27 protein-coding genes are annotated in these 25,118 nt (G+C 58.7%); 14 read left to right on the top strand and 13 right to left on the bottom strand.

All coding sequences use genetic code 11. The features are described from left to right. Positions 1 to 508: 508 nt before the first annotated feature. Entirely contained in the window at positions 509 to 823 is a 315-nt protein-coding gene (locus tag C483_RS08305; RefSeq protein WP_006652910.1) for a hypothetical protein, read from the bottom strand. Between the two features lie 115 nt (positions 824 to 938). Between C483_RS08305 and C483_RS08300 the strand changes: the two genes are divergently transcribed. The 3 genes from C483_RS08300 (at position 939) to C483_RS08290 (ending at position 3,164) form a co-directional block, all read left to right on the top strand. Then, on the top strand, positions 939 to 1,910 hold the full coding sequence (locus C483_RS08300) for a deoxyhypusine synthase (protein ID WP_006652909.1): 972 nt from the start codon (positions 939 to 941) through the stop codon (positions 1,908 to 1,910). A gap of 103 nt (positions 1,911 to 2,013) precedes the next feature. Continuing rightward, positions 2,014 to 2,463 (top strand): pyridoxamine 5'-phosphate oxidase family protein, encoded by a 450-nt coding sequence (locus tag C483_RS08295; RefSeq protein WP_006652908.1) that lies wholly within the window; start codon positions 2,014 to 2,016, stop codon positions 2,461 to 2,463. Between the two features lie 53 nt (positions 2,464 to 2,516). Beyond that, positions 2,517 to 3,164, top strand: coding sequence for a helix-turn-helix domain-containing protein (locus tag C483_RS08290; protein ID WP_006652907.1), 648 nt, complete (start codon positions 2,517 to 2,519; stop codon positions 3,162 to 3,164). 46 nt (positions 3,165 to 3,210) lie between these two features. Here C483_RS08290 and C483_RS08285 read toward each other — a convergent pair whose 3' ends face one another. From C483_RS08285 to C483_RS08275, 3 genes are all read right to left on the bottom strand, one after another. Further along, positions 3,211 to 3,954, bottom strand: coding sequence for a class I SAM-dependent methyltransferase (locus tag C483_RS08285; RefSeq protein ID WP_006652906.1), 744 nt, complete (start codon positions 3,952 to 3,954; stop codon positions 3,211 to 3,213). A gap of 125 nt (positions 3,955 to 4,079) precedes the next feature. Then, complete coding sequence (locus C483_RS08280) at positions 4,080 to 4,496, bottom strand: universal stress protein (protein WP_006652905.1); 417 nt, start codon at positions 4,494 to 4,496, stop codon at positions 4,080 to 4,082. Positions 4,497 to 4,565: 69 nt separating this feature from the next. After that, positions 4,566 to 5,021: a universal stress protein gene (locus C483_RS08275; protein ID WP_006652904.1), complete on the bottom strand. Its 456-nt coding sequence runs from the start codon at positions 5,019 to 5,021 to the stop codon at positions 4,566 to 4,568. Positions 5,022 to 5,182: 161 nt separating this feature from the next. Here C483_RS08275 and C483_RS08270 point away from each other — a divergent pair, with 161 nt between their 5' ends. Further along, positions 5,183 to 5,632 carry a universal stress protein gene (locus tag C483_RS08270; RefSeq protein ID WP_006652903.1) on the top strand — a complete coding sequence of 150 codons (450 nt, stop codon included), beginning with the start codon at positions 5,183 to 5,185 and terminating at the stop codon, positions 5,630 to 5,632. 181 nt (positions 5,633 to 5,813) lie between these two features. Here the strand turns inward: C483_RS08270 and C483_RS08265 are convergent, their stop codons facing one another. Further along, entirely contained in the window at positions 5,814 to 6,263 is a 450-nt protein-coding gene (locus tag C483_RS08265; RefSeq protein ID WP_006652902.1) for a hypothetical protein, read from the bottom strand. Positions 6,264 to 6,416: 153 nt separating this feature from the next. On the opposite strand from C483_RS08265, the gene C483_RS08260 reads away from it, so the two are divergent. Both C483_RS08260 and C483_RS08255 read left to right on the top strand, forming a co-directional pair. Beyond that, on the top strand, positions 6,417 to 7,298 hold the full coding sequence (locus C483_RS08260) for a universal stress protein (protein ID WP_006652901.1): 882 nt from the start codon (positions 6,417 to 6,419) through the stop codon (positions 7,296 to 7,298). Between the two features lie 99 nt (positions 7,299 to 7,397). Further along, positions 7,398 to 7,850 carry a thioredoxin family protein gene (locus C483_RS08255; protein WP_006652900.1) on the top strand — a complete coding sequence of 151 codons (453 nt, stop codon included), beginning with the start codon at positions 7,398 to 7,400 and terminating at the stop codon, positions 7,848 to 7,850. Between the two features lie 79 nt (positions 7,851 to 7,929). On the opposite strand, the gene C483_RS20215 is transcribed toward C483_RS08255, so the two are convergent. Then, positions 7,930 to 8,067 carry a hypothetical protein gene (locus C483_RS20215; protein WP_160166252.1) on the bottom strand — a complete coding sequence of 46 codons (138 nt, stop codon included), beginning with the start codon at positions 8,065 to 8,067 and terminating at the stop codon, positions 7,930 to 7,932. Positions 8,068 to 8,268: 201 nt separating this feature from the next. Here C483_RS20215 and C483_RS08250 point away from each other — a divergent pair, with 201 nt between their 5' ends. After that, positions 8,269 to 9,642 (top strand): FAD-dependent oxidoreductase, encoded by a 1,374-nt coding sequence (locus tag C483_RS08250; RefSeq protein ID WP_006652899.1) that lies wholly within the window; start codon positions 8,269 to 8,271, stop codon positions 9,640 to 9,642. 177 nt (positions 9,643 to 9,819) lie between these two features. Here C483_RS08250 and C483_RS08245 read toward each other — a convergent pair whose 3' ends face one another. Beyond that, a complete protein-coding gene (locus C483_RS08245) occupies positions 9,820 to 10,938 on the bottom strand; it encodes an aminotransferase class V-fold PLP-dependent enzyme (protein WP_006652898.1) in 1,119 nt (372 codons plus the stop codon). Between the two features lie 105 nt (positions 10,939 to 11,043). Between C483_RS08245 and C483_RS08240 the strand changes: the two genes are divergently transcribed. Then, the gene (locus tag C483_RS08240; protein ID WP_006652897.1) at positions 11,044 to 11,484 is read left to right on the top strand and encodes a CBS domain-containing protein; all 441 of its coding nucleotides are present in this window, start codon (positions 11,044 to 11,046) and stop codon (positions 11,482 to 11,484) included. Positions 11,485 to 11,586: 102 nt separating this feature from the next. On the opposite strand, the gene C483_RS08235 is transcribed toward C483_RS08240, so the two are convergent. From C483_RS08235 to C483_RS08225, 3 genes are all read right to left on the bottom strand, one after another. Further along, complete coding sequence (locus C483_RS08235) at positions 11,587 to 12,357, bottom strand: ABC transporter permease (RefSeq protein WP_006652896.1); 771 nt, start codon at positions 12,355 to 12,357, stop codon at positions 11,587 to 11,589. After that, complete coding sequence (locus tag C483_RS08230; RefSeq protein ID WP_006652895.1) at positions 12,354 to 13,412, bottom strand: daunorubicin resistance protein DrrA family ABC transporter ATP-binding protein; 1,059 nt, start codon at positions 13,410 to 13,412, stop codon at positions 12,354 to 12,356. The genes C483_RS08235 and C483_RS08230 overlap by 4 nt, the downstream gene beginning before the upstream one ends. A gap of 494 nt (positions 13,413 to 13,906) precedes the next feature. Next, positions 13,907 to 14,158: a hypothetical protein gene (locus tag C483_RS08225; protein ID WP_006652894.1), complete on the bottom strand. Its 252-nt coding sequence runs from the start codon at positions 14,156 to 14,158 to the stop codon at positions 13,907 to 13,909. A gap of 252 nt (positions 14,159 to 14,410) precedes the next feature. Here C483_RS08225 and C483_RS08220 point away from each other — a divergent pair, with 252 nt between their 5' ends. Further along, positions 14,411 to 16,414, top strand: a complete 2,004-nt coding sequence (locus C483_RS08220; protein WP_006652893.1) for a multicopper oxidase family protein — start codon at positions 14,411 to 14,413, stop codon at positions 16,412 to 16,414. Positions 16,415 to 16,950: 536 nt separating this feature from the next. Here the strand turns inward: C483_RS08220 and C483_RS08215 are convergent. Both C483_RS08215 and C483_RS08210 read right to left on the bottom strand, forming a co-directional pair. After that, the gene (locus C483_RS08215; RefSeq protein WP_006652892.1) at positions 16,951 to 17,823 is read right to left on the bottom strand and encodes a hypothetical protein; all 873 of its coding nucleotides are present in this window, start codon (positions 17,821 to 17,823) and stop codon (positions 16,951 to 16,953) included. 147 nt (positions 17,824 to 17,970) lie between these two features. Next, positions 17,971 to 18,696, bottom strand: coding sequence for a zinc ribbon domain-containing protein (locus tag C483_RS08210; RefSeq protein ID WP_152419857.1), 726 nt, complete (start codon positions 18,694 to 18,696; stop codon positions 17,971 to 17,973). A 332-nt stretch (positions 18,697 to 19,028) separates the two neighbouring features. On the opposite strand from C483_RS08210, the gene C483_RS20830 reads away from it, so the two are divergent. Beyond that, positions 19,029 to 19,298, top strand: coding sequence for a winged helix-turn-helix domain-containing protein (locus tag C483_RS20830; protein ID WP_006652890.1), 270 nt, complete (start codon positions 19,029 to 19,031; stop codon positions 19,296 to 19,298). A gap of 305 nt (positions 19,299 to 19,603) precedes the next feature. Here C483_RS20830 and C483_RS08200 read toward each other — a convergent pair whose 3' ends face one another. Then, positions 19,604 to 20,182, bottom strand: coding sequence for a hypothetical protein (locus tag C483_RS08200; protein WP_152419856.1), 579 nt, complete (start codon positions 20,180 to 20,182; stop codon positions 19,604 to 19,606). A gap of 321 nt (positions 20,183 to 20,503) precedes the next feature. Here C483_RS08200 and C483_RS19930 point away from each other — a divergent pair, with 321 nt between their 5' ends. The 4 genes from C483_RS19930 (at position 20,504) to C483_RS08180 (ending at position 24,555) form a co-directional block, all read left to right on the top strand. Continuing rightward, a complete protein-coding gene (locus C483_RS19930) occupies positions 20,504 to 21,595 on the top strand; it encodes a hypothetical protein (RefSeq protein ID WP_152419855.1) in 1,092 nt (363 codons plus the stop codon). Between the two features lie 720 nt (positions 21,596 to 22,315). Beyond that, the gene (locus C483_RS08190) at positions 22,316 to 23,125 is read left to right on the top strand and encodes a hypothetical protein (RefSeq protein ID WP_006652887.1); all 810 of its coding nucleotides are present in this window, start codon (positions 22,316 to 22,318) and stop codon (positions 23,123 to 23,125) included. A 446-nt stretch (positions 23,126 to 23,571) separates the two neighbouring features. Further along, positions 23,572 to 24,081 (top strand): winged helix-turn-helix domain-containing protein, encoded by a 510-nt coding sequence (locus C483_RS08185; protein WP_006652886.1) that lies wholly within the window; start codon positions 23,572 to 23,574, stop codon positions 24,079 to 24,081. Next, on the top strand, positions 24,082 to 24,555 hold the full coding sequence (locus C483_RS08180; RefSeq protein WP_006652885.1) for a hypothetical protein: 474 nt from the start codon (positions 24,082 to 24,084) through the stop codon (positions 24,553 to 24,555). Positions 24,556 to 25,118 lie beyond the last annotated feature (563 nt).

Below are 25,118 nucleotides of genomic sequence, written 5' to 3'. Positions count from 1 at the left end.
CTTGGCACGTCCTTCTTCAGCTCTCAAGCCGAGCGATCCACCAGCTGGCACAGTAGCCACGTTCATCGGATCGGCGCTACATAGAATGTAGCATATCGTGACCCGGGAACGGGTCCAGTGGACGCCTGGACTACACGTACACACGGTCTCATCTGCACGCCAGTAGACGGCTGGCCTGCATTGACCCTTCCCACTCACGCTTGCGCGGAGTGGTGCATCAGTTCTTTGTTGGGATCAAATCGTTGTGCGGTCCACTACTTAAGCACACGGATTCATCTTCTCTAAGTGACGCGCTCACAGGCAGCGAGATTGGGACTCTGTGACGATTCAAACACGGTCGGCCAACTGAGAAATCGAGAGAGTACTGACTGTAATTGGGCCGATACGTCTGGTGAAGCAGCGTTCATTGACGTGATACTTGAGTACCACGCAGAGTCGACCCAGAATCTACCCACACAGGTACGTCACGGAGCGACACCCGCACAGTTACACGGCCCAGGTGTCCACCTCACGTTGATCGGAGGTTGTTGAGTTTGTACCGCGCCGTCCCATGTGGACGGTGAACGACGAGTTCATATCCAGCATCGGTCTGCTCGAGTTCACCTGTAAGTTCACCAGGATTGCCAGGGTTGAGCGATGCCGGTGGGCTCTCGAGTGTAAATCCGAGCAGACTGGTACTCCCGCGAACGCGGTCGGGGGTGCGTGCTGTGGCATGAATGAGGTCGCCGTTTTGTTTGATGTCGATCTCTCCCGTCAGCTCCCAGGTGTCGCCGCTGTACTGGACTCGTTCACCCTCGAGTGCTGGGAAGTGCTGTTCAACCATACAGTGGGCACACGAGCGGGGCGTATAGTCGTTTGCCGTGGGGGTGCTACGGGATGGGCGAGGACCGCGAGCGGAAGCCGCGTGATTCAAACCGGCCAAGCCCATCTGTGGGAGTATGACCGACGATACACGCGATCATGTGGTTCCCGGAAGCGAGGAGGAGTTGACGAGTGCGGACGTGCGCGGGTACGATTTCCGTGGCGAGTTCGACTTCGGCGAGCTACTGGAAACGTACGCAACGACCGGATTCCAGGCGACACAGCTCGCCGAAGGAATCGAGATCGCCCAGAAAATGCAGGAAAACGACGCGACAGTCTATCTCACGTTCACCTCGAATATCATCTCCTCCGGGCTTCGAGAGGTCGTCGCCGCGCTCGTTCGGAAGGGGTACGTCGACGTGATCATCACCACGTCCGGCTCGCTGACCGAGGACGTGATCAAGACGGAGAAGCCGTTCAAAATGGGTGAGTGGGACGCAGACGAGGCAGAACTGCGTGAACGCGGAATCAACCGCCTCGGGAACATCTACGTCCCCTCGGATCGGTACGTCTGGCTCGAAGAGTATCTCTACGACTTCTTCGACGACTTCTTCGCGGAGGAGAAGATTCGGACGCCGACGGCGTTCGCCCGCGAACTCGGCGAGACGCTCGATGACGAGGATTCAGTGCTCAAGCAGGCCGCAGACAACGACGTTCCCGTCTACTGTCCCGCACTTACGGACGCCGAAGTTGGGAACTTCCTCTACTACTACCGACAGGGCTACGACTCGGATGTCGGCATCGAAATTCTCGATGACTACGACTCCCTGATCGAGGACGGGATGCTGGCAGATGAAACGGGTCTCATCGCAGTCGGCGGCGGCGTGCCGAAACACCATGCGATCATGACGAACCTCTTCCGTGGCGGTGCCGACCACGCGATCTACATCTCGACCGGGATGGAAGGCGACGGCTCGCTCTCCGGTGCACCGCCGAACGAAGCAGTCTCCTGGGGCAAGATCAAGGACGAGGAGGAGACGAACTACACGCTCATCGAAGCCGAGGCGACGCTCGTCTTCCCGCTGCTAGTTGCGGCGGCGTTCAACTAACAGCGAACAGCGAACAGCGAACGGCGAACAGCGAGCAGTGAGCAGGGTCCACACCACGAACCGGCTGGCGAGTATTTTCTTACTGGAACGCGTAGGCTACGCTATGCAAGGGATTCGGTGGCTGCAACTGACCGGCGACGAGCGAGACGAGTTTCTCGGCCGTGGTGGTACGGGTGTCCTGTCGTTTGCAACCGACAGAGACGAGTCGCCGGTTTCGATTCCGGTCTCGTACGGCTACAGCGAGGAAGAATCCGTCCTCTACTTCCAGCTTTCGTTCACGCCCGGAAGCAGGAAACATGACCTGGTCGACCGACACGTCTCGTTCGTCGTCCACGACAAGACAACGGACGGGTGGCGAAGCGTCGTCGCAACGGGACAGTTAGCCGAGCTAAGTGACGAACCGTACGAGTCGGCGGTCGTGCAAGGGATGTGGTCGATCGACCTCCCTGACGTAGATATCTTCGAGCAGCCGCGAGAGAACGTGACCTTCGAGAGCTACTATCTCGATCCGGAGCGGATTTCGGGTCGGAAGGAAGTCGCCACAGAGCCGTGACTGTCACGAATAGTATCGGATGTTTATACTGATGGCCAGCGTGGAGCCACGCAATGAAATCCGTTCGCGTCTCGCTGGGGTACGATGAGGAGGCGGCTGCACCATTTCTCGAACAGCTCTACTCCTCACCCGACATCGAGCGCGAGGTGATCCTCGGTGGGCAGACAGCCAACGGTGTCGAGACGATCACCTCGTTCGTGGAGGGTGATTCCGACGCCTACGAATCGATTCTCGAGTCGCTTGAGACCGTACTCGAGTACGACATCGCACAGACAAGCGGCGGCTTCTTTCTCTATCTGCGTCGGGAACTCGAGGCCGGTGGACTGTCGTTGCTCGGGGCGCTCTCGCAGGAGACCGTCGTCGTTGTCCCACCGATCGAAATTCGGTCGGATCGGACGATTCGGTTGACCGTCGTTGGTCACCCGGCGGATCTCGCGGGTGTACTCGAGGAGCTTTCGGACGGTGTCACGGTCGATGTCCTGTGGGCGAGCAATCGTGTGACGATGGCTGGTGGGGCCGTCTCCGATCGGCAGGTGACGGCGCTGCAGATGGCGCGGGAGCTCGGGTTCTACGAGATCCCGCGGCGAAACGGTATCGAGGCGGTTGCCGACGAACTCGACTGTGCGGTGTCGACGGCCTCGGAGTTGTTGCGTCGTGGAGAAGCGAACGCGGTTGAGTATGTGCTTGATAGTGCCCGATAGCACCCGATGACACGTCCTTCCACTAACGTCTGGTGTAGGAATGTCGTTACTGCTCAGCAGTTTCAGGGTCGCTGTTACCGGCCTCGACAGCAGAACCAGCTCGTCGGCAGATCATCGTGTAAGCGGTTCCGCCGACCGCCGTCTCGGTGAGTTCGCACTCCGTGAAGGTGTGATGGAGCGAGCCAGGAACATCGTTCGCCGGATTCCAGTTTGCATACCAGCGGAAGAACCGCCAGATGAGCGGATTCAACAGTCGGAGGGGACCACTCGGCGTAGGTCTGACGTCGACGACGGCGAGTTGGCCGCCCGGAACGAGCAGTCGGTGGATATTCTCGACCGTTCTGTGGGCGTCCGGCATCACACCCAGTGAAAGAGTTGCGACGGCGGCGTCGAACGACTCGTCGAAGTCGACCGTCGTCGCGTCTGCCTGGTGCACAACGACGTTCTCCCAGCCGTGACGATCGATACGGTTCCGTGCGTTGGCGACCATCTCGGGGCTGTAGTCGACGGCGACGAGTTCCCCGTCAGAGCCGATCTGTGACCGAATGTGCTCGAAGTTCACGCCGGGCCCGCAACCAATATCGAGAACCCGATCACCGGCCTGGAGGTCGAGTCGGTCGATCGCCCGCTCCCGTATCGGCTCGAAATCGCGCTCGCTCATGCCATACCAGTCACTCCAGCGATCCCACACCCGTCGACTCCGTTCGAGGTGCGCCGTGTACTGCTTGGTACTCGAGCCGGCGGCGGTCTCGTTCCCGTGTGCCCGAACGTCCCGTGAATCAGTGTCCATACTCGAGTATCGACGAGAATGTGCGAGTAGCTGGTGGCGAAATGTATCGTGTGTTTATATAGGACCTGTGTCGCTGAGCTGGGGCGGGAAGATTTCACGCCGTCTCGAAAGACCGACTGGTCGGCTCAGCGCACGACGGTTACCGGACAGGGAGCCCGCCGAACGACCTGTTCGGCGACACTTCCGAGGAGAACTCGTGACGCGCCGGTTCGGCCGTGACTGCCGATGATGATGTGATTGACGTCCTCCTCGGTTGCGACGGAGACGATTTCACGTGCCGGGAAGCCGATGATCGACTCCGTCTGGACGGAACAGTCGTGGGCTGCCGCCAGTTCACTCGCACGGTCGAACAGGTCCGCGGCAGCCTGCTGGCGCGACTCGAGTATCGCCTCGTATGCGTACAGTGCCTCATCACCGTACATGCCGGCTCTGGGATTGATGACGTGCAGGAGCGTTACGGTGTCACCGGCGTAGGTCTCGGCGGCGTGTTCGACGGCTTTCATCGCTGGCTCCGAGTCGTCGATGGGAACGAGGACAGTCATAGCGACTTCTCAACGACGAAGGGGAAAAAGCTACGTTTGCGTGGTGGGTTGGTGGCCTGGTCATTCGCCTCAGGCCGCGTCCTCGACCGGTGTTTTGACGATCGTTACCGGCCGCTCGGCGTGTGTCGCCACGCGTTCTGCGACACTACCTAGCAGTTGGCGGTACTCGCCGGAACGGTTCTTCGACCCAACGACCGTGAGGTCGATGTCCGCCTCATCGATGTAAGTGAGGATTTCCTCGTGGGGGACGCCGTGTCGGATCTCGGTCACTGTCTCGACGTTGGCAGTTGCTGCTGCATCGGAGACCTCCGTCACGGCGTTCTCGCCGGCCTGTTCGAGTGCCGACTCGAGTCCTTCGAACTCGTGGACGTACTCATCGCCAGGATAAGAACTGTACGCGTCAGCGTCGACGACGTAGAGGATGTGCAGTTCGGCGTCGTATCGCTGGGCCGCATCGATTGCGTGTGCGATCGCACGGTCGACGCCGGGACTCATGTCCGTCGGAAGCAGCAGGTGGTCGTACATCGTGAGTACAGTGACGGGAACCAGTGAAAAAGTCGTTGTGGGGATTCCCGTCTCGCTATAGTGTATGCCGGGCCGCTACAACGTCCACCACCCTCACACAGTCGAGCGATCTCGTGTTCGGTAGCACCCGTGTTTATGCTGTTCTGCCGAGAAGTGAGCCTATGTACGACCACATCCTCGTCCCGACCGACGGCAGCGAGTTCGCGACCGACGCCGCCGAGACGGCCTTCGATCTCGCGGCGACACTCGAGTGTCCCGTCGCAATCGTCTGTGTCGTCGAACTCGGACCGCTTGGATCGGTTCGCTTCCCAGGCGAAGAGTCGAACGCAGCCGAAACGCTGACCGAGCGGGCGGAGTCGTTCGTCACCGAACTCGAGTCGACGGCGACCGAGCGTGGAATCGAAGTGACGACAGCGGTTCGAACGGGGACGCCGGTACACGAGATTCTGGAGTACGCAGGCGAGATCGACGCGGATCTCATCGTTATGGGAACGCGTGGACGTGGTGGAATCGGGCGAATGATGCTCGGAAGTGTCACGGACGGTGTGACGCGCCATAGCTCGACAGACGTGCTCGTCGTTGGTGATGAGCGGGTTGGACACGAAAGGTGAACGAGAGGGTCAGTGACTAGCCGACGAACGAGGCGGACAGACTACCTTCGGGGCGGACAGACGACCGAGATGGCAGCCGCCTGTTGCTGGATCACATCTCGAACGACCACGCCCAGAACGGAGGCCAGTCCGCGAAAGATGACGGCACCAATGAGAGCCGCGCTGACACCCGTGGTCGAAGCTACCGGTCCCGGTCGCTGGAAGCCGCATCACTGCTGGCTGTGACGACCGCATGCGACCGCCGGCCCAGTCCCCAGCCAAAGAGCGCGAGGCCAACGAAGATGCCAACCGCCTGCACCACGTGCGCCGCTGGCACCTGCTCCGGCGAGAACCCCCAGGCATCGAGACCGAGACTCAGCAGCAGCGAGACGAGGAACGCTGCCAGTCCGAAATCTGCCGCACGCATGTTCGGGAGTTGCTCTGGAGATGAGACGAACCGACCCAGGGCGTAGAATACGATGGTGTACGGCACCCACCCAAGAACGAGGAACAACAGCGCACGCGATGCATCACCTGCGAGCAGCGCTTGCGGAACGAGTCCGACGTAGACGATCGCAGCAACGAGTGCACACCCGCCGAGCACGAGAATGGGACGAATCGACCCTGTCTGGGAGTTCGTACTCGAGTCCATCGATGACTACGTAGACTGTATCGTTCGTGATGAATGTACCGCTCGTAGCAAGGGTGTCGTGGAACGGGTGTCGTGTAGAGTGAACCAACGAACCGACCGACGCCGGCAAGGACACGGCAGGATATGATAGCGACAGGACGCAAATGAGAGGGTATGGAATCCCGTCCCTCAGCCCCCGACGAGACACTGCTCGTGCCGGTGGCAAACGAGGAAACGGCTGATCGGTTGCTGGAGACCGCGATAGACATTGCTATCGAGCGATCACTCCGATTGCTCGTTATTCACGTCGTTGCCGTTCCGGACCAGTTGCCGCTGGATGCTGGCTACCGACTCCTTGACGACAGGGACGAGCAGTTGCTCGCAGACGCAGCAGCGACTGCAACCGAACACGGCGTCCCGACCGACAAGCGGGTGCGATTCGCACGGAGCGTCACGAGTGGCATCCTCGGTGCAATCGAAAAGGAAAACGTCGAACTGACGCTGCTTGGCTGGCGCGGTCGACCACCACGACAGAACGTCATTCTGGGGAGTTACATCGACGTTGTGCTTCGGAAAGCCACGTGTGACGTGCTCGTCAAGCGGATTCAGACACCCCAGCCAGATATCGACTCGATTCTGGTTCCCATCGCTGGCGGCCCACACGAGGGACTTGCACTCGAGACGGCGAGTGCGCTCGCCACCCAGCACGATGCGGTCGTCCACCTGCTCCACGTTCGGTCCGAAACCGACCCAGCACAACGTGAGGGAGAGGCAAACGCGCTCCTGTTGAACGCATCGGACGAGTTCGGCAGCGAGACTGAGATCCGGCGCGAGGTAGCCGTCGAGGACCACGTTGCCGGGGCGATTACGGATCGGACCACAGCGCACGATATCACAATACTAGGAGTGTCACGCGGCGGGTTCGTCCGTCGAGCGCTGCTCGGGACGATTTCGGAGGCTGTCGGCCGGAACGCAAGCGGAACGGTGTTTCTGGCGAAGCGGTACGATCCCGTCCCCTCGCGTATTCGACGGCTCGTTCGGAGAGTGGCTCAGTGAGCCGCCGACAGTCGTGACTGGACCCATGGCTGCCACAGCCCAATCAGTATTGTCCGCACCACACAATAGTTATAGTCGAGGCTGTCGTAGCACCGACGTATGAGTGAGTCACTGGACGACGAGCGAGAGCAGATCCGCGAGCAAAAGAGACGAGAGCTACAGCACCGACTCGATAAGGGTGAAGCGGTGGGTGCGGGAGACGATACAGATTCCGCCGCTGGCTCCACTCCGCCCCCATCTGAGCCGATCGAAATCGCTGGGGGAAATCACCTCGACGAAGTCATCACCAATCACGACATCGTTCTGGTCGACTGCTACGCCGAGTGGTGTGGTCCCTGCCAGATGATGGAACCGACAATCGAGGCACTGGCTGCCGAATCAGCCGCAGCAGTTGCAACCGTCGACGTCGACCAGCACCAGCATCTCGCCCAGCAACTGGGTGCTCGCGGCGTCCCAACACTCGTCCTCTACGCCGACGGTGAGCCGGTCGAACGACTCGTCGGTGCACAGGACCGCGCGACACTCGAGTCCCTGCTCGCACAACACGGGTAGGTTGTGGACTGAGCGGTGGATACGGTGAGTCGTTGGAAGCGGATGATGAATCGCGAGCCAGGGCTACAACCGACGAACGTCAGACCACCGTCGCCCAGATGTCGAGGACGAGAACGCCGAGGAACACTGTCGTCGACCAGTCGAACAGGCCGAAACCGATGAGTGGGACACCATTCGCCGAGAGAATCGCAAGCAGGTGGTGGCGAGAATCGGTCACGGGATCTCAGTACCCCAATCCTGAGACGCTATTTGGTTAAATTTGTTGAAGAGAGTGACGATTGGCGCAGCGACCCGAATCCAAACGCACGAGTGGTTCAGAGGGGAGTCAAACGGATTTCGGCAACGACACCACACATAGTATTCCCAGTATTGGGAAACCCACGAAATTCTTTATACGCAGCCGTGTATAGTGGCTGGTATGACAGCACCGTTCGTCATCATCGGCGGAGACGCGGCCGGAATGAGCGCCGCAAGCAAGGCAAAGCGGGACGACCCGTCTCGAGATGTCATCGTCTTCGAGAAGGGGTCGTGGGTATCCTATGCAGCCTGCGGCATGCCTTACTACGTGAAAGGGACGGTCGACGACCTCGACGATCTCGTCGCGATGACCCCGGAAACGGCTCGGGAAGAGCGGGATATCGATCTTCGAACGGGCCACGAAGTCGTCTCAGTCGACCGCGACAAACAGACGGTTACCGTCTCGAGGGACGATGAAACGTTCGAACAGACCTATGGCGAGCTGTTGCTCGGAACCGGTGCACGGGCGATCGTGCCGCCGTTCGACGGCATCGACCGCGAGGGCGTGTTCACGCTGCGAGACATGGACGAGGCCGGAGAGATTTCGGACTTCGTCGAGACCACAGCGCCCGAGACCGCCGCAATCGTCGGTGGCGGCTACATCGGCATCGAAATGGCCGAAGCGCTCACCGAACACGGGATTGATGTTACAATCTTTGAAATGCTGCCGCGGACGCTCCAGCCGTTCGGTGCAGAGACTGCCCGCACCGTCGAGGACCACCTTCGCGAGCAGGGCGTCGACCTCAGGCTCGAGACGACCGTCGAAGGCTTCACTGGTGTAGAGACTGTCGATGCAGGCGATACGGTCGATGCGGTCGAAATTGAAGGCGACGACGAACCCGTTCCGGCAGATCTCGTAATCGTTGGCGTCGGCGTCACACCGAACGTCGAACTCGCCGAGCACGCGGGACTCGAACTCGGACCGACCGGTGCCATCGCAACCGACGAGTTCGGCCGGACGAGCGACGATTCGATCTACGCCGCAGGAGACTGTGCCGAAGCGACGAACGTCGTAACGGGCGAACCGGATCACGTTCCGCTCGCCCTCACGGCGAACCGAGCGGGTCGTGCGATTGGCGCCACTGTGGCGGGCAAGCCGACCAGAACCGGCGGAACAGCCGGGACAGCGATCGTCAAGGCGTTCGATCTGGGTGCTGCAAGAACGGGAATCCTCGATCCGGAACGGGCACGCGAGGCCGGCTTCGATCCCGAGTCGGTGACGATCGAAGTGCCGACACGGCCACACTACTATCCCGGCGCGACGGATCTGAGCATCACACTGGTCGCAGATCGCGAGAGCGAACGAGTCCTCGGTGCCAGCATTGTCGGCCGCGACGGGGTGAAACGAATCGATACGGTTGCAACCGCGCTCCACGCCTCGCTGACCGTCACCGAACTCCAGAACCTCGATCTTGCGTACGCCCCGCCGTTCAGTCCGGTCTGGGATCCGGTCCTCACGGCAGCGAAGGTGTTGGGTGGGATACTCGAGAAGTGACCGCAACACTGAGCGCCTGACCTGATGGGCAACTCGTTCGTGACCCGCTCAGTTGAGTGACCCATTGCCTGTACGTTCCGTGAGTCAGCCGCTATCGTCGAAGCGACGAACGCCGACAGCAGTTCGCTCGGCCCCTTCGAAGGAAGGGCGACACCTACCGAGACCGTCCAGCTACTCTTACCACTCCGACTCGAGTACCCCGAGGAGCGCGTCGATTTCCTCGCGCGTATTGACGGCGTGGACGGAGACCCGGATTGCGTCAGGGTACGGCAGGTCGCGGACGACGAAACCCTCGTTGGCGAGACGGTCGACTGCCTGTTCCGGTTCGTCGACATCGATCGTCACCAGTCCGGATTCCGGTTCGGCCGGGCTCAAGCGGCGGTGATCTGGGATACCGTCGGCCAACCGACTAGCGAGCGAGTGAATTCGGTCCTCGATGGTGGCGGTTCCTATTTCCGTATTCAGTTCGATCGCCCGCTCCAGCGCAACGTACTGTGCCGGGTTCGTCGTCCCGATTTCGAACCGGCGAGCACCGGGTGCGAACTCGAGTGTGTCGGCAGTTGGCGTTTCGACGCTGCGGTAGCCGACCGACCGAGGCGCAAGCGTCTCAGCCGTGTTCGCATCGACGTAGAGGAAGCCAGCACCCCAGAGCCCAAGGAGCCACTTGTGTCCCGCTGCGGCCACGATATCGCTGCCCCACTCCGTGACGTCGAGTGGCTGCTGGCCTGGCACCTGAACCGCGTCGACGAGCGTCAGTGCGCCGGCATCGTGGGCAATGTCGACCAGATCGGCGACCGGCAGCCGTGTCCCGTGCGTCCAGGTGAGCGCGCTGAAACAGACGAGGCGGGCGTCACTAACGGCCGCGGTGTACTCGTCGCGGTCAATCCGGCCATCCGTCGTTTCGACGACGCGGACCTCGACTCCCGCACGTTCCAGTCGCTGCCAGGGGAGAATGCCAGCCGGGTGCTCGAGATCCGTGCGAACGACTACGTCACCGGGTTGCCAGTCGATCGCACCGGCGACAGCAGCGATGCCAGCGGTCGTACTCTCGGTAAGTGCGATTTCGTCCGCGTTGGCACCGAGAAACGACGCTACCGTCTCCCGCGTTCGGTCGTAGATGCCGAACGCCATCTCGTACGGATCTGCCGGCGGAACTGCGTCGAACTCGTGTTCCCGGGTACACGCTTCGGCTGCGTCGACGACAGTTCGTGGACTCGGGCCATGCGCGCCGTAGTTCAGATACGTCGTCGACTCGAGTGCCGGAATATCCGCTCGCAGTGCTGTCGGTGAGTCCATAGCATTGTTTGTGCGTCCAGCACAGTATCGATTCGGTTATCGGATTCACACCCGGTACGGCAACAACAGTTAGGAGCCACTCAGCCCAACGTGTGGAACAATCAGATGTGCGCACGCGTCGCAGAAATCATGACGGACGATGTCGTCGCCGTCGAGCAGACGACGACACTCGAGTCCGTTGCGCGCCAGATGCTCGGACGGGATATCGGGAGCGTCGTGATTACGGCGGAGTCGACGCCGTACGGCATTATCACGGAGTCAGATATCGTTTCAGCGGCCTATCAGTCGGGTCGCCCGTTGGCAGACATTCCGACCAAACGCGTCGCGAGCCATCCGCTCGTGACGATCGAACCGAATCGGTCGACCAGACTGGCAGTCAAGCGAATGCAAGACGAGCGGATCAAGAAGCTCGTCGTAGTCGATGGGCTGGAGATTCAGGGGATCATCACGACGCAGGACCTGATCGACCACTACGGGTATCTCTCGGAGAAACTCCAGACTATTCGCGAGCAGCGCCAGCGTGAGCCGTCGTGGCCGCGGAGGTGAGTCCGCCTGGCGCTGCTCGCAACGCGAACGCAAACGTGAGGACGGACACGGATCAGTCGTGAAATGGGTCAAACGTGAGGACAGAGAGTCACGACACGGTCATCACACCGACTCGACCCGCTCGAAGAGGGCCGCACCGAGTGCGACCATTCCAACCGACGAGAGTGTGAGAACACCGGCGTTGACGGCGACCGGATACGACGACGTTCCGATCAGCACCGCTCGCAACCCGTCGACGCCGTACGTGAGCGGGTTGACGTACGCGAGGTACTGAACGGGTCCGGGGAGCCCCTGAATCGGGAACAGCGCACCGGAAAGGAAGAAGAGTGGGAAGATGATGAACTGGACGATCAACATGAATCCCTCGCTGTCGCGGAATTGGGACGCGAGGGCGATTCCAAACCCGACGAACGTGACGGCGATCAACACCAGGAATACGAACGCGAGCGGAAGCGACAGGAGACTCGTGAATCGGAACCCGAGCGGGACCGAGAACAGGAGAATCAAGATCCCCTGCAGGAAGGCTGTCGTCGACCCGCCGGCGATCCGCCCGAGCACGATCGAGGTTCGACTCACCGGTGCGACCAGAATCTCCTTCAGGAAGCCGACGTCTCGGTCAGAGAGGATCGAGAGGCCGGCGAACGATGCGCCAAACAGCATCGTGAAGCCGACGATTCCAGGGACGAGGAACTCGAGATAGTCGACGTCCTCGGGGAGCCCCGGAATCGCAGCGCCTTCGAAGCCAAAGCCGAGGAAAACGAGGAACAGAAGCGGCATCGAGAGCGCGCCGATGATCCGCGATGGCGTTCTGACGAACCGCGTCACGTCGCGCAACCAGAGGCCGTAGATGCCGAGCGGGTCGATTCGTTTCATTGCTGCCTCTCGACCGATGTCGCGGCGTCGTTGTGACGAGGTGAGTCGGCGCTCGCCGTGTGATTCTGTTCACCCTCGTACTTGCCCTTTCCCTTGACCTCACCTTCACCCTCGCGCTCGTCGAACGTCCGCCCTGTCACCGAGAGGAAGACGCTCTCGAGGTTCGGTTTGTGAAGGTCGATCGACGTAATGCGAACGTCAGCATCGTCCGCAAGGTGGACCAGATCGACGATCCGTGACTCGCCACGGGTCAACGTCACGTGAACAGTCCCCGCTGCCGTCGTATAGTCGGTAACCCACGACGCCGTCTCGAGGTGATCGCAAAATCGGGGTATCGAGTCGTCGGACTCGAGTGCCAACGTGACGACGTCGCCGCCGAGCGACGATTTGAGTTCGGCTGGCGAGTCGAGTGCGACGATCTCGCCGTCGTCGACGATCGCGACCCGATCGCAGAGCTGTTCGGCCTCCTCGATGTAGTGGGTCGTCAGTACGATGGAGATGCCCGACTGGGCGTTCATCTTCTGGATGTACTCCCACGTATCCCGGCGTGCGCGGGCGTCGAGCCCGACCGTCGGCTCGTCCAGAAAGAGGACCGACGGCTCGTGCATCAGTCCGCGACCGATCTCGAGGCGACGTTTCATGCCGCCGGAGTAGTGCTCGACGAGTTCGTCGCGTTCGTCCTGCAGGTCGATGAGGTCGAGTACCTCGTCGATGCGCTGGTTGCGTTCGTCTGTTCGCTGGCCGTACAGCCGGCCGTGAAGTGCGAGGTTCTCCGCCCCGGTCAGTTCGTCGTCGAGGGCGGGTTCCTGGAACACGATTCCCAGGCTGTCGCGGACGGCGCTTCGCTCGTCGTGGATATCGTGACCGTTGACCGTTGCCGTCCCCGCGGTCGGCCGCAAGAGCGTGACGAGCATCTTGATCAGCGTCGACTTTCCCGCCCCGTTGGGGCCGAGCAGGCCGAAGAGTTCCCCCGACTCGACCGTGAAGGACAACTCGTCGACGGCAGTGACGTCACCGAACTCCTTCGTCAATTGCTCGACGGTGATCGCGCTCATTGGAGTCCTCTCCGATGGCGACACGAGGAGTCGCGTTCTGCGGTCGATACTGCCCGGTGCTGACTCGGTTGAGTAGACACAGTCGACAGATTCGACTGGTTGCAACAAAACTATATTGACTGAACGGTTAGTCTATCGTGCTGGATGCCCCAGCCGACCTCACCACGACAGCGATTTGCCCGATCAGCGTCGTAGTGGGGTCTGAGATCGGACGCTAGCCGGGACTCCCACGGTCCCGAGGCGTTCCGGTTGTTCACCTCTCCCCACCCGCCCTCTCTCTCTCTCTCTCTCTTACTGTTTCGAGTTGCCCACGTGTGGGAGGTGGAGCAGCCCCGTTGTAGAATTCGAACTTCGAACCCCGGATGGCGAGATTTGAGGGGGTAGCAAAATCGCAAGCTAAGTACGCCGAGCAGGTCGCAGGTAAATCGAAGCACGAGGGAGAACGAGTATCGGAGAGCAACGAAAAGGTGACCACCCAGCGAGACACGAGCGCGTCAGTTGACGAGATCCTTCACAGTGTTCGCGATATCGTTGAGGAGGTAGAGGACAGACAGTCCGATGCCGATCCAGAGCCAGGTGACTGCAGTGCCCAGTTCGTTCGTGAACTCGAGTGCGGCCCAGCCGCCGACGAGTAGTGAACCGAAGAGGAGGCTAGTGACGACGAGCGCGTTCTTTATCGGTGGGTTCCCCAGCAGTGCAGTTTCGTCGGGGTTCTGGTCTCGCTCAGGAACCTGTTGAGCAGCCATACAAAGCGTACGCTAACGGGGACACATCTGTCTATTGGTTTTCCAAATCAGTCATGGAAAGAAGTGGAGTATGGAGTATCCCGGCAGTCCGCCAGGGACCTTCCGACCCAGGTCGGTGAGCGAACATGAACGGGGGTATTCGGCGTCTATGGCACTCATAGGACTGTAACGGTGGAATTGCTTGCTCTGATTCCGACTCCGTAGGAATCGGCCGGTGGTGCATCTTCGACCCCTCCATAGCAGCACTTGTCTATGAGTGACCAGGCAGACCTGCCACTCGGCAGGCTCTCACGGCGCGAGGTCGTCCTCGCTACCGGCGTCGCGGGCGTCTCGGCGCTCGCAGGGTGTACGTCGGACGAGACACCGACACTGGAGCAAGAGGTACCGCCGGCAGCCACGGTGACAACACACTCCTCGCCTGCGCTCGAGCGCTGGGTGGACGAGGTCCCACGGCCGGGCGTCGTCGACCCAACCGGCGAGAAAGACGGCCAGCCCTACTACGAGATCGAGATGACGGAAATCGAGCAACAGCTTCACCGCGACCTCCCTCCAACGACGGTCTGGGGCTACGACGGCCAGTTCCCCGGGCCGACGATCGAAGCCCGACAGGGCGAGCCGATCTACGTCCGCTGGCAGAACAAGCTCCCCGACGAGCACCTGCTCACCGTCGACACGACGATCCACAGCGATATCATCCCGTACGAAACGCCCGGCGTCCGCACCGTAACCCACCTCCACGGCGGGAACATCGAGTCAGAAAGCGACGGCAAATCGCAGGCGTGGTACACGCGCGACTTCGCGGCGACCGGCCCCGAATTCGAGCAGAAGGACTACCACTACGTCAACGACCAGCCAGCCGCAACGCTCTGGTACCACGACCACGCACTCGGCATCACCCGGCTCAACGTCTACGCCGGCCTCGCCGGCTTCTACCTCCTCCGAAGCGACGAGGAAGACGCACTCGAGTTACCCCGGGACGAATACGAGGTTCCGCTCGTCCTCCAGGACCGGAGCGTCACCGACGACGGCTCCCTATTCTATCCGGCGGCTATCGCGGACGAACAGAGCGGGCACGGGGATTCCCATCCGGAGCCGAGCATCGTGCCGGAGTTCTACGGCGACACTCCCGTCGTCAACGGCAAGGCCTGGCCGCGCCTCTCCGTCGAGCCCACATCCTACCGGTTCCGGCTCCTGAACGGATCGAACAGTCGGTACTACAACCTCACGCTACTCGAGTACGACGAATCGACGGGCGAGACCGGCAGCGAGGGGCCGTCGGTCGTCCAGATCGGAAACGACGGCGGACTGCTCGCAGAACCGGTTCCCGTCGACGACCGACTCGAGATTGGGTCCGGACAGCGCGCCGACGTCGTCGTCGACTTCTCCGAGTACGCGGGCGAGACGCTGCTGCTTCACAACGACGCGCCCGCGCTGTACCGAGGGAATCTGAGTTCGACCGACGACGACATCGTCCCGCTCCACGAGATTCTGCTCGTCGACGTTGCGGACGGTTCGGGCGCTGTGGGCACTGCAGACGTTTCGGACGCTACGGACGCTGCAGACGGTTCGGGCGGTTCGGGTGGTTCGGGCACTACGGACGCTGAAGACACCGCGAACGGGGCGAGTGAGGCGATCGAGACCGAAACAGACGGGGCAATAGAGGCCGTGCCGAACGAACTGGCTCGCGTCCCCGAAATCTCACTCGAGGACGTCGACACGAAACGGTATCTCACCCTCACGGCGGACAAGGACGAGCACGGGCGGATGGTCCACCTCCTCGGCACCGAGGACGAACAGTCCGGGCTCGCGGTCGACGATCCGGTGACCGAGGAACCGACGGTCGGTGACACCGAACTCTGGAGCTTCGCCAATCTCACGGATATGTCCCACCCGATGCACCTCCACCTCGTCCACTTCCAGTTGCTCGGCCGGCAGCCACTCGGGGAGTACCAGTCGACCGAGGACGAGATCGATCTCGATGCACTCGAGTCCCCCAAGGCGTACGAGCAGGGATGGAACGACGTGATAACCGTCCATCCGGCAGAGGTGGTCCACATCCTCGTGCACTTCGGGGAGTACGAAGGGGTGTTCAACGACCAGACGGGGACGTACATGTGGCACTGCCACATGGTCGAGCACGAGGACTACGATATGATGCGTCCGTTCGCGGTTCGGCCGGCATCAGAGTCAGGGGAAGGCCCCGCGTCCGAAACGCAGGGTGAAACTGAGACACGGGTTGCGTCCAAGTCCGACTAGGGATCGGGGTCAACGGACGCAGCCAGCACGTACTGGACTGGACCGGTTCGAACACTCGCTATCGGCGCACGGACGGGATGGACGAAGCCGTGGCCCTGGCGTATTCCTGGCATCTAGCGGGGCACTGACGCAGCGCTGCGTGAGGTACCCGAGCGGCAATGAAGAAACCCCAGCGGACACTCACTGCTAGCTGTCCCTCTGGCTGGACGTTCCCGGAGACACCTGACGTCTTCAGTGACCGCTCCCGAGCCGTCGATCGATGCGGACCGTCGACGACCGATCGAGCGACAGACTCACGAGTAGCCGGACGTGCTTACAGCCACATCGCGCTGGATTCCTGTACCGCCTGGAGTGTCGGATCCCCTCGCAGGGCAGTGTGCGACTGCCGTCGACAGTTTCAGCCGTCGACGCCACGTGTCACCGGGCCGTTCCGGTTGTCACAGTCACGTGTTATTGGGCTCTCTCGGTCGTTGCGGCCACGTGTCATCGCAGCGTCCCGACCATCACAGCTACGCGGTATCGCGGCGTCTCGATCATCACAGCCGCTCACCTGGAATCGCCGCATCCGCCGGCAGCAGGACGCGACGTTCGGTGTACTCGAGTCCGTTCTTTCGCTGACTGGTGCGCCTGATCGCCAGCCGGTTCCGCGAGAGATCGAGCAGCGCGTCGATCGTTCGCGAGACGAGTTTCTTCGCGTACGTGTCGCTGATCCCCGACTCCTGCCTGCGAATCCAGTGTTTCATATCGCTCGCCGTGACGTACTCGCGGACGTTCTTGCACCCCTGTTTCCACGGGTTGTCGCCGACGCTCGGATCGGTGCGAGCCTTCCAGAGGTTCGCTGCGAGCCGGACGGGGAGGGCAGACGTGGTTGCACGCCGCATCTCGTCGTCCATCCTCGCGAGTTGCTGCACCGGGAGCAGATCGCCGTGGGCGACGGCGACGTCGCCACCGCGCTCGAGTGGGTCATCGCTCTCGGGCAGGCGGACGTACTGCTTGCCATCGTCCTTGGTGATCCGCTCGAGACGACCGTCGGTGACGTCGATCGCACTGAGATCGACGTGGATCTCGAGCAGGTGGGCACCCTTCTCGAGTTCGCGCGTCTGGAGTTCGCTGACGCGCGCTTTGTTCGCCGCGAGTTTCTTTTCGTGGGCGTCCAGTCGGGCCTCGATCGGCTCGATGGGAGTTCGTGTCTCCTCGAGTTCGGTGACACGGCTCTCGAGGCGTTCGTTTTCCGTCCGGACACGGTCGAGTTCCCGCTCGAGGTGCTCGATCCGGTCGGTTTTCTGGTCGAGGGTGGACTCGAGTGTCTCGAGTCGATTTCGGAGGGACTCGAGTGCGGCGGCGAGTGAGTGGGAAGTCGATTCGTCTGGGGTGGTGTTGGGAGTGGTGTGCTCGGAGTGGGTGCTCATGGTGATCGTGGGGTGTGTCAGTGGGCAGTTGGAAGGCGAGACAGCGGACGTGCCGACTGTGCGGGCCACCGGAGCGGAGACGATCGACGCGTGCGTGCGGCGTGAGTCGGTGGCGGTGACCCAGTTCGGTCATCGGCACTCGGCGGGTCAGGCGTTCTTCTGCGGCGAGCCGCCGTCAGCGACGGGCGCTGGAGCGGTGTCCGTGCCTGTCGTGGCCGAGTTCGACGGGCGGTAGGCACAGCGCTGGCCGGGGTAGTACCGCTGTGCGAGGACCTTCGCGGCGTTGTGATCCGCGGAGACAACGCCGACGGCACAGTCGGGGTTCGTGCAGCGAAACGAGGGGCTCTGGGCGCGCTCACCGATGACGCCGCAGGCGTGACACTCCTGGGAGGAGTAGGACACCGGCACAGTCGTCACCTCGATGGCGTACGCGGCGGCGACGGCTCGGAGTCGGAGCTGCGCCGCCGGGAGGAGCCACGCCGTGCCACGGTGGGCGTTGGGATCGGTCAGCCACGCCCAGAGGTCGGGCTCGAAGTGGCTGTTCTCGGTGACCAGCACGGGCCGGTCGTACGCGCTCGCGTAGTCGCAGATGGTTCGCGCGGCGTCGTCGAGGCGGTTGAGAAGGGCGGTGCGGCGTTGCTCGACGTACGCGGTGATCGTCTCGCGGTCGTACTCGCTACCGAGCAGGTGGGCGACCTGTGCGCGGAGCTCGTCTAATTGGGTGCAAAGGTCGTCGCCGCAGATTGCGTAGGCTCCCTTCCAGTCCGGCATCGTGGCCGGGCAGGCGGTGTAGAGGTTGTACTCGCCGAGGTCGACGCCGATCGCGGTCGCGGTGCGGTCGGCGGCAGTCAACTCGGGGGCGACCCTAGGCATGGTGATCACCCGCGAACGAGGGGGTGGAATGGGATGGGTACTCGAGTGATGCGTCTCGTCGGTCGGGACCTTCAAGGTCCCGTGGATGCTTGTCGGACATGGCTTCCGTACCGTGATTACGGGAGCCGCTGCGGGCCGGTGTCACTACCACCGAACCGCATTTTAGGACGAGACCAGCAGAGTAGTAGTCTCGCTTGAAACTCCCGTTAGCCAACTAGTTGTCGGGCCATCACTTAAATTCTTCTACGATATTATAGATCTAGGTCTCCGATATTGTACACCATATCGAGAATTCCGAACCACGTAAGAAGGAAGCGAGAAAGGATTGGGTAATGAGAAAACCCGGCGATTGGATGCAGAATCCGACAGACGAACGGATTCTAGAGGTCCTCAATACCGGGTTGGAGTTAGGTCCGTCAACCATCGCGAGAAACATTGATCGACACCGAACTGGCGTCAGTCGGCGGTTGTCAGTGCTTACCGACTATGGCTTAGCAAAGCAGGTTGACGACGGCTATTATGCAATCACAGATCTCGGTGAGCAGTATCTTGAGGGAGAACTTGACGCCAGTGAGTTAGACGAGTCGGCGAACGGTCACTGATCGCAGAAGTAGCTTATGCAACGCGATTTGCGGTGAATTTGCGTTCTCGTTCCTGCCATAATTGGTGTGATCAACCGAATCTGCTGTGTCGGCTCTCAAAGACAAAATAGTCGCTCGTGAACACGGAGCGTTCATATCAAAGATACCAGTCGTAAAACAACCCATATTAGAAGGAGAGTTGACTAAAATCGGCACTCTCAATGAGTATACAACATTGTTCTAAATATACACACGACAGATCGGTGTTCGTGTGCATATTCGGGAAACTGATTTTGTCGACGTGCAGTCCCAAGCGGTGATGTTCTCTAAACTCTTTTAGAGAATTCTGTTTTTAATAGCTCAACGTTATCTCTCCAAGATTCGGACTCTGATACTATATCCATAGCAACTTCGTATCTACTATCGCCGAAAACTCCTCTAATTAGACCCATCGCGAGAAGGAATGGTATTGAAAACGGTATATAGCAAACCATCTCCTGCCATTTCACAGCGACTTCCAAATCTCCTGTTTTCACTTCATCAGCCCCTGTATAGGCTACTCGGTCCAACAAAGCGACTCTGATTAAAACGAAGATTGGTAGCAGCAGCAAGAGCGATTCGATTCCCCAGCCATGAAAGGAGCCACCTAATATTGGGATGTTCATTGAACCAGAAAATATGGCTAAAATACCAACTATAGAGGTGAAAAGCAACTCTCCGTATTCATGTCGCTGTTTTCCCTCTGATTTTATTTCCTTGAGTTCTTGATCTACCCCCACCACATCCCACTTTACCGCATCATTTGAAGCCATCTCTACAAGATCGTCTCTCAGTTCCTTAAACTGAATTTTATCCAACTTACCCCCAAAATATCGCCCAACATTGAACCTCCCAATCTTACTCACCTGACCCGTAATCCATAGCAAAAAGATCATCGGTAATAATATGAGTAGAAGTGGTATAGATGCTAGAATAACTACCAAGAAGAAAACGATGGAAATGAACGGTTTTGATTGCTTCATACTCATAGATAAGTATTTAAACAGTTATCTGTTTTGGATGGAACTCTGAAAGGTGTTTGATCCTTCCACTGCTGTTAGACGATTTCTCCATCAAATTCGGAGCAGTGCCACATAATAGCAATTATCTAATGTTACTCATACCTGTCTATCGAAATAGGAGTGGAAATCATTTTCTGTGTGCCAACTAATGAATCCAATTGAAGAATGTCCCAGAATTCTGAGTACGGAGGCGTAGAATTCACCAGTACTTCTGACTCGGAGTATTTGACGTTAGCAGATTCTTTTGTCTTAGGTAGCAGATTGGAGTATCTTAGGAGAGCCGCCCAGCATGATTATGAAATAGGGGATTCAGAAAGTAATCGAATTCTTGGAGCATTAGCAGAGGTAATACAGGCTCTACGAACAAGCGATGTTGATAGTGCAGTAATCGCACAGATATCTGATTTTAGAACGAAAGTCGAGTCAAAATATGAACCTGTGGATAGTCTCGATGAAGATGATGCAACGGAACTTGAAAGAAAGTCTGGTACATGGTGGAATATGGTTTTAGCAGATATAAAGCGTCAGCAGATGATACCTACCGCTGATCCCGGATTATTGAACCAACAGGTTCTAATTGAGGAACCAGAGCGAATATTTTCTTCAGGAGTCTGGAATTGGCTTGATGAGAGACCTAAAGCAGACATTGAGGAAGCAGCGAAGACTTTGGTCGTTGGTTGTTCCACTTCTTCTGTTATACTTTCCCTACGAGCAGTAGAACATTGTCTTAGAGAATGGTATGAGTATGAAAATGAATCATTAGAACAGGCAGCGTGGGGACAAATCTTAGATATGTTAATGCAAGAGTTTGCAGAAGACGAGAAAAAGAATGATACTGTATTAACCCAACTCAGCGATTTGCCACCCGTACTGACTAACCTCTATTATTTAAAAGAGAAACGGAATGAAGTAAATCACCCAGATGAATCTCCCGATCTTCATGAAGCGCGACAAACGCTAATGATCGTTGCGTCAACAATTACTGAAATATATGAATACATAACAAAGCGAGAAATTGAAGAGATTGATGCATTAGAACCTCCTAGAGAGTATGAGGATGATAAAGACTACATCTATTCTCTTACAGATATGCTTGAAAGCCAGTATCAATCTGGCGTTCCGAGGACCGCAATATATAAATCTGCAGAAATGTTCGATAAGGAATTAACACGTGATGAAATAGATGACGTGATAATGGATTTGTTAATGGGGGGACAAGCATATGAACCGGATGATGATCGACTAAAACTCATATGAGATAAACACGGGACTTTAGAACCCCTTTTCTTGTGGATCAACTGTAGATTTTCGTGCGGAGTTGGGGGCGGAAGCTGTAATTTTTTGGCTTTGTCTCCTCGGGGGGACGTCGATGCCGTTGTCCTGCATTCGGTTGGCAATCGTCGCACACAATTCCGGCGTGACGTCTGTGACCCCCGAAGTCTTTCCATGATATGCAAATAATTGCAGAACATACAAGCGTCGAAAGTCCTCTTCGATTTCCTGTTTCCGAAGGAGCGAATCTTCCGGTACCAGGCGATGCAGGACATTCTACATCATCTTGCGAACAACTCCTTTGAAGAGTTTACACAGACCCCCCGGTAGTCCAACCACGGACACTCACACCACACAGAGCCACGACCAAACCCAAGTCCACCCAGTGAAACACGACCCGCTGCAGAAACGTATTCGACGAATCCCAACATACCGCCCACGTCTCGGCTCGGTACTCGAGTCCCCAAGACACGCTCCGAGATCGAGTGACAGAGACGAGAGATTCCTGTCACGGACAGCAACTCTATCGACGCGCTAGCCGACAGAATCGTCCCACCCACGTTTCGAGTATTCGTCTCACTGAAGAAGGACGCATTCGGCCGCGAATACGTCGTCTACGTCGACCGAGAGTACGCAGTTGATGTCTCGTCTCGCAAACGGAAACCTCAATATTTCGGAGTTATTTCTCGAAAATAGAATACTCTCGTGCGTCCGTTTCGTGCTGAAGAGTCGCGTTATACCCGGTCCGTTGCAATTGACGCAAGCACCGTCGATGGTATCACCGTTACCGTAGCTGTTCATGCAGAGCGGAGTGAGGAACTCGAGATCCTCAGTAGCATCTACTCGGCTGCTGAGGACTATCCGTTTTACCCGTTCCGAGACAAGTCGCACGATCTCGAATATCGGAATTCGACTAGCTTCTTCGAGGAAGTGGTTCAGACGAATGCTGAGCGGCTACGGTCGACTGTCCACCTCGGTGGAGATAACTCCGGCCCAGAGCGTGTCGAAGCTGTGCAGTCTGCCACGCTTGTAAACCAACTTGATCTAACGGATACGCTTGTCATTCTTGATGGCGACGAACAGAAAGCAGAGAGATTCGGGAACGCAATAGCGGGGATTTCAGATGACGTACCACCAGTTGCGACGTGTATCCAATCAGAACTCTACTACCCGTCTTCACTGTTGGCCGATCTGTGCGCAACCTGGCTTGCACACGAGATTGATCATCCGCGCCACTGCTCGGAGATAACGCCAGAGACACCAGTCACCAAAGAGGCACTCAGCTACTACTGGGGTCCTGCGTATAACTCGGTGGTTACTGCATCAGAGTCAGTCACGGTCGAGCCCATCCAACAATATCGCGCAGAGACCGTTAGAACGAGAGTGAACTGCTGGTTCGAAGGCTATATGGGCGGTGGAGAACCGTTTCCGACAGATCGCTCAGTGAATGCTGTTGTGGGATATGCAGAGCGACAGGGGTACGACGAGCTGGCAGCGAAGCTCGCTGAAATGTAGGAAACAGGTGCAGTTCCTGTGCCCACGTCCGTCGTCAACGCCCATTGGTTTGCACCGCCGGGCTTGCGGGCCATGGTCACACAGGCTCCACGCAGCACCTCTGCGCTCGTCTTATTCTATGAGGGGCGGGCGTATATAACTAGCCTTTCGAACGAGGAACGTGTTTAGTTACGGCTGAAGGATAACGCGGAGTGGTTTTAGTTGGTCTATGCGGAAATCACCCTCTCAGTGCTTGTAGCGACTTGTTTGCCAATGGCTTCAGCTACGTTGATCCAGTTCCCATCAAGGGCGTGCATCCTCCAGTATGGAACCGGTACCGAGGGTGAGTCCGTTGAAGGGAGGTGCAAACACCCCGACACCGAGTTCCCAGACCGCCACGCTACTCACCATCTCAATATGCTGGTCCACGGGTTAATATATCTCCGCGGTGTAGGAGTGGACGACCGATGAGGAACGTCAACGAGGAAGCAGAAGCTGACTGGAAGGAGGAGACAACCACCTTTCAGCGAATAAAATCCGTCGTGAGTCGGGCGTACGACGGACAGACTGCGGGGGAGATCGCAGAGCGTGCGCTCGTTGCTGAAAACACGGCTCGAACCCACCTCGAAGACCTTGCCGAAGATGGGTTCGTTGAAACAGCGACTGACCCAACGACGAAAGCAACGCTGTACGCTCGATCGTGGGCCTCGCTTACGTTCGAGCAGGCCACTGATATCCTCGAGAACACAGATTCGGACACGCTACTCGCAAAGGTACAGGAAATGCAGGCTGAGATCGAGGCGTACCGACGGGAGACCGGTCTCGACGATCCAACGGACATCGCCTGGGCCGAGACTGACGCTAATGAGGAGACGATCCAGCAATGGAAAACCACTCGTCGGAATCTAAGCTTCGCAAAAGTCGCCCTTGCGCTGGATCAGGCAGAAGACAACGTCCGAAAAACCGTGACGACATAGATGGCATCGTTCGACGATACTGATGAGTCACACAGCCTCAGAGGAGTGATCGATCGGAAATCCCTGCTCGACGTTCGCGACATCGCCGAGACGCAGGAACCGCTGGCGACAGCTGAACTCGACGACTATATCGATCCCAGTGAACTCACGATCACCCTCGACGACGGGATCGGTGACCACACAACTGGTCGATTCGACGTGCGATGGTCGACTGAAGACGACTACAATATCCACTACTCGGATTCGTCCCACGACTTCCGATGGGGCGTCCACCTCCACAGCTACACCGATCCCAACGATGACGGCCACCATCATCCACCACCGCGTGCATCGAATGACGATGACGACGTAGAAGACACCTGTATCGAAGTGCGAGACGTCGAAACAGTCTCCAGGGCAGTACTCAAGGCCTGGAGGCACGCCTACGAGAACGACTCGTTGGACGCCATAAACGGACTCGAGAATCCTCCGTGATTGTAGTCGTGGTAGAACCCTTCTAAGGGACCTCTCGAGCGAGCGCAAGAGGGTTCGCTGTCCCTTTGGGACCGTACAAAATCGGGATCCATCGCGTCACACTCTGCTACTACCGGGAGAACACAACACAACACAACACAGCACTACACTAGACCACACTACAACCCCCGCCCGCACAGCTCCCCAGTAATCCAACCACGGATACCCCACCACACAGAGCCCTTCGCAACGGCGCGCTATGTCGTGTTCGTCACGAGGTCAACGTCGCCGGCCTCTCGACCGGAAGCCGCGTCCCAGTCCACGCCTTGTTTAACGAAGCGGATAGAGTCGTTGTACACCAACCGCACTCCGAACGTGGCGTCACGGAGCAGACCCTCGTTGTCACTTCGATGCTGAGTTAGAAGTCCAGCGTCTTGACGAGAGTCTGCGCGTCACTCAGTCACTCGAGTTAGCTGTGAGACGTTCGGTTGCCGCTTGATATTCAGAAACGTCTTCAGGAGCAACCCGTTCGATAGACCAGATCAGTGACTCTCCGTCAGGATGGACGTGTCCGTGTAGTCCGA

The organism is Natrialba hulunbeirensis JCM 10989 (genome assembly GCF_000337575.1).
GTDB lineage: Archaea > Halobacteriota > Halobacteria > Halobacteriales > Natrialbaceae > Natrialba > Natrialba hulunbeirensis.
Note: the sequence above shows the minus strand (reverse complement) of the source record. Positions and strands in the feature narration are given on the sequence as shown.